The sequence below is a fragment of the Alteromonas sp. 07-89-2 genome (assembly GCF_013113925.1).
GTDB classification, from domain to species: domain Bacteria; phylum Pseudomonadota; class Gammaproteobacteria; order Enterobacterales; family Alteromonadaceae; genus Alteromonas; species Alteromonas macleodii.
On sequence record NZ_VTYM01000052.1, the window covers coordinates 1 to 8,075 of the forward strand.

General features: G+C 42.0%; 8 protein-coding genes. 1 reads left to right on the forward strand and 7 read right to left on the reverse strand.

The window, feature by feature from the left end; all coding sequences use genetic code 11:
• Window positions 1–522: 522 nt before the first annotated feature.
• A complete protein-coding gene (locus F0261_RS19385) occupies window positions 523–1,677 on the forward strand; it encodes an IS110 family transposase (RefSeq protein WP_171338701.1) in 1,155 nt (384 codons plus the stop codon).
• Between the two features lie 380 nt (window positions 1,678–2,057).
• Here F0261_RS19385 and F0261_RS19390 read toward each other — a convergent pair whose 3' ends face one another.
• From F0261_RS19390 to F0261_RS19420, 7 genes are all read right to left on the reverse strand, one after another.
• Complete coding sequence (locus F0261_RS19390) at window positions 2,058–3,017, reverse strand: hypothetical protein (RefSeq protein WP_249922674.1); 960 nt, start codon at window positions 3,015–3,017, stop codon at window positions 2,058–2,060.
• Between the two features lie 162 nt (window positions 3,018–3,179).
• Window positions 3,180–3,647 carry a zf-TFIIB domain-containing protein gene (locus F0261_RS19395; protein ID WP_367613875.1) on the reverse strand — a complete coding sequence of 156 codons (468 nt, stop codon included), beginning with the start codon at window positions 3,645–3,647 and terminating at the stop codon, window positions 3,180–3,182.
• Between the two features lie 551 nt (window positions 3,648–4,198).
• Window positions 4,199–4,891: a DUF5677 domain-containing protein gene (locus F0261_RS19400; protein ID WP_301338836.1), complete on the reverse strand. Its 693-nt coding sequence runs from the start codon at window positions 4,889–4,891 to the stop codon at window positions 4,199–4,201.
• Window positions 4,892–5,015: 124 nt separating this feature from the next.
• Window positions 5,016–5,372 carry a DUF2750 domain-containing protein gene (locus F0261_RS19405; RefSeq protein ID WP_171338704.1) on the reverse strand — a complete coding sequence of 119 codons (357 nt, stop codon included), beginning with the start codon at window positions 5,370–5,372 and terminating at the stop codon, window positions 5,016–5,018.
• 103 nt (window positions 5,373–5,475) lie between these two features.
• The gene (locus tag F0261_RS19410) at window positions 5,476–6,054 is read right to left on the reverse strand and encodes a hypothetical protein (RefSeq protein WP_171338705.1); all 579 of its coding nucleotides are present in this window, start codon (window positions 6,052–6,054) and stop codon (window positions 5,476–5,478) included.
• Window positions 6,055–6,656: 602 nt separating this feature from the next.
• Window positions 6,657–6,974: a hypothetical protein gene (locus F0261_RS19415; protein ID WP_171338706.1), complete on the reverse strand. Its 318-nt coding sequence runs from the start codon at window positions 6,972–6,974 to the stop codon at window positions 6,657–6,659.
• Between the two features lie 172 nt (window positions 6,975–7,146).
• Window positions 7,147–7,536, reverse strand: a complete 390-nt coding sequence (locus F0261_RS19420; protein WP_171338707.1) for a hypothetical protein — start codon at window positions 7,534–7,536, stop codon at window positions 7,147–7,149.
• Window positions 7,537–8,075: the final 539 nt, after the last annotated feature.

Consider the following 8,075-nt stretch of genomic DNA (forward strand, 5'->3'; position numbering starts at 1 on the left):
ACAAACGAAGTAAACGAGTTCTAAAAAGGCAACGGTATTGATCTTGAAATAGTGGTCAAAGGACTATCTTTTTTCATTGACAGCCCGGAGGCTCATATGTGTTACATGCTTTCACCTTAGTTGAGCTCCACACTCTCCGCACTTTTTTGCAAACAGTTGCACCCCAGGGTTTCCTAAAGCACGCGGTATCGAGTTGCACTTAGGACATCGATACCACCTATAAGTAGCAAACATAAAACCCAGCACCATGATGACGAAAGGAAAGCCGGGATTTATGTATGTAGATGAAAAAGAATTGATAACCACGACAACGGCAAAAGGTAGAGCGAAAATAAGCAAAGCCGTTAAGAACTTTCTTTCTCTTGATGCGAATTCAGCTTTAATTTTTAAATTTGGCATAGTCTAGCGGCACATAGACACAATGACTCCCTGAGAAATGCTAGCCTCCGCATTTTCGTGGGTTAACTTTTCAGCCAGAGCCATAATTAGTTTGTTCAATACTAAATCAATTTGGAGGCTAGCATGAACAAACATAGCATGATTTTTATCGGGTTGGATACGCATAAAGAGTTTCATGAGGTTGCTTATTGTGAAGAACAGCGTGGAGCGACACCAGTTCATTATGGGCGTATTCCCTCGTCTAAGGTCAGTGTAAAGAAGCTGCTCCGCCAGTTTGAATCCAAATATCCTGGCGCAACGCTTCACGTTGTTTATGAAGCTGGACCGTGTGGTTATTGGATTTACCGGCTGATTACGAGCTTGGGACATTGTTGCTATGTCGTGGCTCCATCTCTTATCCCTAAAAAGCCAGGGGAGCGAATTAAAACCGATCGCAGGGATGCGCTTAAACTCGTTAGGACACTAAAATCTGAAGACCTTACACCCATCTATGTGCCTGAGCCGGAGGATGAAGCAGTTCGAGATTTGTCCCGAGCCCGTGAAGCAGCAATGAAGGATTTAAAAGAAGCCAAGTATCAGCTTAAAGCCTTACTGCTTCGCAACAACATTCGTTACGAAGGCACGGCCAATTGGTCCAAGAAGCATCTGCGCTGGCTTACCGAACTCATATTGCCTCATCCTGCCCAGCAAATTGTCTTGCAGGAACAATTGCGAACCATAGAAGAGCGTATTCGCCGGCTAGAAAGGCTCGACAATGAGTTAACTCATCACGTTCACCAGTGGCGTTATTATCCTGTGGTGAAGGCTATTCAGGCTATGCGTGGCGTTCGATTGCTAGTCGCCGTTGGTGTGGTGGCAGAGCTTGGTGATTTACACCGCTTCGATCACCCAAGAAAACTCATGGCGTATTTAGGTTTAGTGCCCAGCGAACAATCCTCCGGTGGTAAACGTCACTTAGGTGCCATTACCAAAGCAGGTAACGGCAGAGCAAGGCGTCTACTAATTGAAGGTGCGCACAGCTATCGCTATCCAGCGAATGTCTCTACCGAATTACAGTTAAGGCAAGAAGGCTTACCCAAAGACATCGTCGATATTGCTTGGAAAGCACAATTGCGTCTGTGCAAACGCTATCAGCGTATGAGTAAAAAAGGTAAACACTACAATTTAATCATTACCGCGATAGCTAGGGAGGTGGCGGCTTACATATGGGCCATTGCAAAGGAAGTGGTACTCACGCCGGTTAATCCAAAACTAAGACTGAGCCGAGTACCTGCATGATAAACGAGTTTGAGCTAACGCACTCGGATCAGGCCGCGGGATGTGGCACAACCTACGAGGGCGTTATGATGGCAATCACTTAATCGTGATTGACCCACGAGCATAGACTGATGAGAAGGTGCTACGGCGGAACATGTAAGGTCAGCACTGCTCATTCAACGAATGAGTAACCTACGAATACCAGCATACTAACCGACGACATTACTGCCTCATCCGGTGCGTTAGCTCATTTATTTTAAGTGAGAAACAAAGCTAATTATGGACTGAAAGAATGTCAGGGATACGCTCGTTCAGGGTTGACAAAGGGAGTCATACCAACACCCACATAAGGGGCAGTAACACGTGGGCTAAAATCCGAGCGAAGCGCCTTAATGTGTTTGTTATACCGCGATTTTTGCATGATTAACGGTGATGATAAAAGCTTCTGGCGAGTTAACACCCAAATAAATTTTCGTTTTTCCCTTAATAGGTGAACAGAGTTTGATAACAACATTCGGAACACCAGAGTAGTTAAACCGTTTGACGTCACGCGAACGCTTCACAAACGAATTATTTGGGCTTATTTCAGATATGTCCTTTAACGGTATGGTTAACGGTGCATAAAGTCCGTAACGGATGATTAAGTTTTTCCCATGAATTGAAATGGGGCGCTTACCAACAGCTTTGTATTCTGCCAAGAAAAATATAAGCCCGAAGAGTGTAAGTCCTGTTGTGATATTTGCGGCGACGCTTGACCATAAAAAGTGAAGGAGTAAGTGGACAAGTGGCATTTCGATAATGATGAGGAGTATAAAGCCAAATAAGTTACTCTGAGCGTCATCCTTTCTATCGTAGAAAAAATGTTGTTCGCCACGATATGCGTTACTTTCTATTTGGGAAGCAAAAAGTGCAAAGCTCCAGACGCGTCCTTCAATTGCTAGAATTGAGCTGAACAGCGAAAAACCGAAAATTTTCTCGATAGGATTTGCTACTGCTAAATCTGGATCTTCTTTGTTCGCAAGCGCAGCGCGAACGGCTAAACATACCGTAACTATTGCTACGAGCTCTAACACAAGAATGATGGCTATGACAAAATAACGACCACTTTCAAGGAAATGGAAAATGACTTTGTTTTGTTCGGGAATTACAAGGCTTCCTATGAACACGGAAGTGCTACACAAAATTGCCGCTTTTAAAAGTGCTTTTTGTTTATCTGATTCGCAAAGAAAGCACAAAATTGGAAGTGCTAATAGTGCGTCTAGCATAAATAGCCACTCATATTTGGCATTTCCATATTCGTTTAGGGCATTTGAAGTCGCGTAATAATACCACCACCAAATCGAAATGATGATCAGAAACACTAGTGGAATTTTGCTTTTAACACTCGGGTTCATAAAATCCTTTTAGCGGTATAACTTTAAGCTTTGGGGCGCAGGCACGGGGCTATAATCGCGAAGCGGCCCCGTGTATGCGTCCCAGCGAACGAAGTGAGTGACAATAGCGTGTTGTTATACGCAGTGATACTACCACCCCCTGGTGATATATGAAGCAATGTCAAAAAGTGCATCTATCTTATCGCTACGGCGGTTCCAGTTGTCATGTTTGTGAGGAGTTCCTTTAATTTGTATTGGCTCGTGCTCTTTCATTAACTCATGACGAAGAGTTGCGCGATCTTTTTCGCTAAGCATTAATGACTGAAGTTTTTCAAGTTCACCAGTATCTAGCCATATTGCTCCGCATCCAGGGCATTCGTCTATTTCTACTGCGTGCAATGGGCTGTAAAACCTACGGAGCATAACTGTATCAATGCATAAAGGGCAGCTTACTCTTTCTTTCAGATCAGCAAGTTCACTATGGAATTGACTTAAATGGGTTGCTAAAGCCTTGCCCCGTTTGTCATTTGGGCATTCAAAACTTTTTAGCGTTTGGTTTTCGAAAAGCACGCCACCACAAGTTTCACTGATATATACAGGAACTTTTCCTACACTCACTTTTTTAAGAGGGGTTCTAGTTCTAGGGCATTTCATATTTCAACAACATCCTTATTGCGTATAACACCCCAATTAGGGGCACAAATACGTAGGCTAAAATCCTGAGCGGAGCGATGGGAGCCTACGTGTTTGTGTCCCAGCGAACGCAGTGAGCGACTATATTGGTTTGTTAGTTACCGCATGTTTAATTGCATAACAGTAGTTAGAGCTTCTTGTTTTTAGAAAATAAACTTACAACAAATATCACTATAAAAAGTAGGAAACAAATTACTGTGACCACTTGCACTACCGTAGTCGGCAAGCCGAACCGGAAGTTAATTGCAGACATTAAGAAATAAATTCCTATAACAACTGCGGCCAACAGAAAACCTTTATTTATCATTTACGCTCTTACCTCTGACTGAATACCTGCTGTAATTAGGCTCAAACTTCCGAGTGGTAACTAACGGCCCGCATAACGGGCAAAAATACGTAGGCTATAATACTGAGCGAAGCGAAGGGAGCCTACGAGTTTTTGTCCCTAGCGAGCGCAGCGAGTGTTGATGCGTTTGTTAGGTGTTTTTAAACTCGCTTTCTAAGCCTGTTTCTAGAACTCTATGAATAATTTGACTACTTAACATTAAGTATTCTTCACCTATATCTAGATACTCTTGGTTTTCGCCTGTTTCAGACTCCCTGAACATTTCCAACTTAAAATCAGTTTTATCCTCATTTAATACAAAGAAGCGTTCAAACAGAGAGCGCTTATTGTTATGTGAGTGAGCACATAAGAAGTTGTATATGGAACGATATTCATCAGTCATTCCTGCTAAGTCAAATTTTTGAAATTGATTTAATTTGTTAGCACCATTTTCCTTCATTTTTACTAGTTCAGACTCCCATTCCTCGACTTGTTCTCCGAACTCTTTGGCTTCACCTATGTCTTTTAGAAATGGATTTTTCAATGTTCCTGCTTCTTTAGCAACTTTTAGCCATTCAGCTAAATAATTAACTTCTAGATTGTAACCGTATGCTTTATCTTCACTTAAGTTTTTCAGATCAACGTAAGCTTCTAGCAAACCTCTTGCTATTAAAGGTAACCCAATACTCTTATCTTCTTTATTCAATTTAAGTATCGTGTCTGAGTATTCAACAATTGAGCAATACAAAGTGACTAGCGTTAGATGCCAAGCGTGCTTCTTATCGAATTTCAAGTGTCTAAAGTTATCGAGAACTTTTACTATCAGATTGTGATATGAATCCATTAAACACCTAACTTTTAAATAAGGGGCGCGGACGTGTGGGCTAAAATCCGAACGAAGTGAGCAGCCCACATGTTTGCGTCCCGGCCCGCGCAGCGGGCGAACTTGATTTTTTTGTTAGGAGACATTACCCAAATGCCTCTATTTGCTTAACTAGTATTGATGCTGGAATGTCTATGCCGGTCAGGTTTTTCCCTGAAAGGTTTATCCCAACTACTTTCTCATCATCCTGTAAGTTAGGTAAGAAATTCTCCTTAAATTGTGCCCAGCTAACACTTCGAGCTTCTACGTCTCCGAGCAGTTCAGGATTCAGTTTTTTAAGCCTCTCGATTCTAGATTTGGAAGACCACAGTGGCAAAGATACTTTGTTGTCACTAACATCAAACTCTAAGAGTATTTCGTTTGGGAGGCAACCAAACCAAACTATTTGAGTCGCTGCGACTTCTTCATAAAATTTGTTTGCTTGTGCGACGCCTGCTAACATTTCCTTGTCCCCTAACACCCCAAGAAGGGGCAATTACACGTGGGCTATAATACGGAACGAAGTGACGGGAGCCCACGTGTAATTGTCCCGCTTGCTTGGTTTGTTAGGTGAACTTGATAGGCAGCATAGCGTAATCAATATTTTTGCCTTTAAACTCATTTTGTATCCACCAAACAAGCCTAACCATTAAGTTTATAAAAAGAATGATGAACTTCAATCTTGGTTCGGAAGATGTCCAATCATGAACCTTCTCGCTAGGTGTTCCATGTTGATCTTTGCCTTTTACTGATAATTTGAATTCTTCGCATGGGGTAATATTAGCGTCGGCTAGAAATGAATTTACTTGTACTCTGAGCCCTTCTACCTGCGAATCCTCAAGTTTATGCCTCTTTCTATGGGAAAACTTATTTCTTATGTCATTTACTTTGTCGAGGATTTTGTATGCGTCAATATGCAATCCCATATTTCTTGAAATTACTAATTTGGTTTTGAAAGGAACGAAGACACCTGAAAATAAATCTTCAACATCACTTAATTTGCTGCAATAAAGTGTTATGAGATCTTCTAAAATCAAATGGGCTTTCAACAGGCATGCTGATTCATCAGGTATGTTGTACATACTCAACATATCTTCATTATCAAATAGCTTTTCAAATTTATCTGTAAATGGTACTGATTTCATTAAGACATCCTTGTTCACCTAACTTTTCAATAACGGGCGCAGGCACGTAGGGCATAATGGCGAAGCCGCGCTGCGTGTATGCGTCCCAGCGAACGAAGCGAGTGAGTTAATTGAGTTGTTATGTACTCTCTCCATCCGATGTCTCCTTTTCTTTTTGATAAGGCATTCTTCCTTGAGCTAAGTAAAACACAGCAGCAAAAATATACAAAAATAGAAGTCTAACAGAACCTTGAAGGTCTTCACCAACAAACAACCATTTATATAAAACCCACATTGAAAGCGCTAAAACAATTATGGCTAGTAAATAGTTGCCTACTATAAATATTCTGCTTCTTGTTGAAGCCCACTTTTTAAGTAAAAGGTACGGAAGTACAAGCCAGCATAAAACAACCGCTATTCCTGAACCCCAATTGGGGCCGACGAAATAATGAAATAGCCAGTACGCGGGAAAGAAAAGAAAGACACAAAGTATTGAAATTAAGAGAAGTCTCATAGGAGTACATAACTTTTAAATAAGGGGCGCAGGCATGTGGGGCATAATGGCAAAGCCGCCCCGCATGTTTGCGTCCCAGCCCGTGCAGCGGGCGAACTTAATTTTTTTGTTATGTGCCATTATGCTTTTCGCTTGAAAGCGAGCTTTCCCAAGACACAATTGCTGCGAAGATGTTTGATAGCACAATGACAAAAAGGCCAGCAGCAATGATAAGGAAACCGCCTTTAATCCCATTGAGGCCATTACTATAAATCTCTGTACTGCCGCTTATTGGTGGTGTTGAAAATAAATAATTGAAGAGCGTGGCAGCAATTATTGCTATTGCTATACCAATTAATACAACCCCGAAATAAGTGAGCATACGAGCCATAAATAACAATAAGCCTAGGTTTCTAGGCTTTATATTTGGGAACGGTTTCAAACTCATAATAATTCCTTTTACTGATGTTTGGACGTTTTGATTAACTCATTTTGGCACATAACGGCCCGCATAACGGGCAAAAATACGTAGGCTATAATACCGAGCGAAGCGAAGGGAGCCTACGTATTTTTGTCCCAGCGAGCTTGCGAGCGAGTTTATGCGATTGTTAGGTGCGTGTTTAAACAATCCTTGAATTGACCTTTTCTGATTGCAGCCCTAGCTTGGCATCCTTTGCGATTTTAGAATAAGTCAATGCATGGCCTTTGTCACTTTGCGACAAATATATCTCTGAGATTTCCGTAGCAACTGATTCAATGTATTCAAGTAATTCGTACTTTTGTGCTAACTCAAGAGCCACAAAATACGCAGTTAACTGCTCCCCACTGTCAATGGTGAAGTCAGCCAAAGTTTCCCACTGAAACGGATGATCCAGAGTTGAGTTTTTGTGTGTTTCGCAGATGTCTCTTAGATTATTGTGCGCTTCCCAGTAAACCTTTTTAGAAGGCTCGCTGGTCATGGTCAAAGCGAGTTCTAGTATTTGTTCATAGAAAGGTGGTTTGAATGTCATTGAAGCACCTAACTTTAAGCTAAGGGGCGCTAGCATGTGGGCTAAAATCCGAACGAAGTGAGTCAGCCCACATGTTAGCGTCCCAGCGACCGAAGGGAGTGAACTTGAGCGCTTTGTTAGAAGCAGAGCCTGTCCCTTTGGCCTTATTAAAAACTAATGAAGTCAGCATACGATTGATTATTAACACAAACAAGTAAAACGACAGCGCAGTGATGTTTTTGATTTGACTGAAGCAAGCCGCCATTTGAACTGCCAAACGCATTGGCGCTTACTAGCGGTAAATAAGAACTTGGCGGTAAAGCGCCTAATGCGCAACCTTTGAAGTTAATGCGGTGACATTAAAACTACCAAAAGCTAAAGCGATGCTGGTGAAAACAGGTGAGGGTAGTTGAACTGATTATTTAATTAAGCAAACGCAGTTTGGCTGACGCCTTCTAACATTAAGCTAAGCGGCGCAGTTGCGTGGGGCATAATGGCGAAGCCGCCCCGCGTAAATGCGTCCGAGCGACCGAAGGGAGTGGTCTTAAGCGCCTTGTTAT

Coding starts and splice junctions, on each gene's coding strand:
- F0261_RS19385 (WP_171338701.1), top strand. CDS start 523: ATGAACAAACATAGCATGATTTTTATCGGGTTGGATACGCATAAAGAG.
- F0261_RS19400 (WP_301338836.1), bottom strand. CDS start 4,891: ATGGATTCATATCACAATCTGATAGTAAAAGTTCTCGATAACTTTAGA.
- F0261_RS19405 (WP_171338704.1), bottom strand. CDS start 5,372: ATGTTAGCAGGCGTCGCACAAGCAAACAAATTTTATGAAGAAGTCGCA.
- F0261_RS19410 (WP_171338705.1), bottom strand. CDS start 6,054: ATGAAATCAGTACCATTTACAGATAAATTTGAAAAGCTATTTGATAAT.
- F0261_RS19415 (WP_171338706.1), bottom strand. CDS start 6,974: ATGAGTTTGAAACCGTTCCCAAATATAAAGCCTAGAAACCTAGGCTTA.
- F0261_RS19420 (WP_171338707.1), bottom strand. CDS start 7,536: ATGACATTCAAACCACCTTTCTATGAACAAATACTAGAACTCGCTTTG.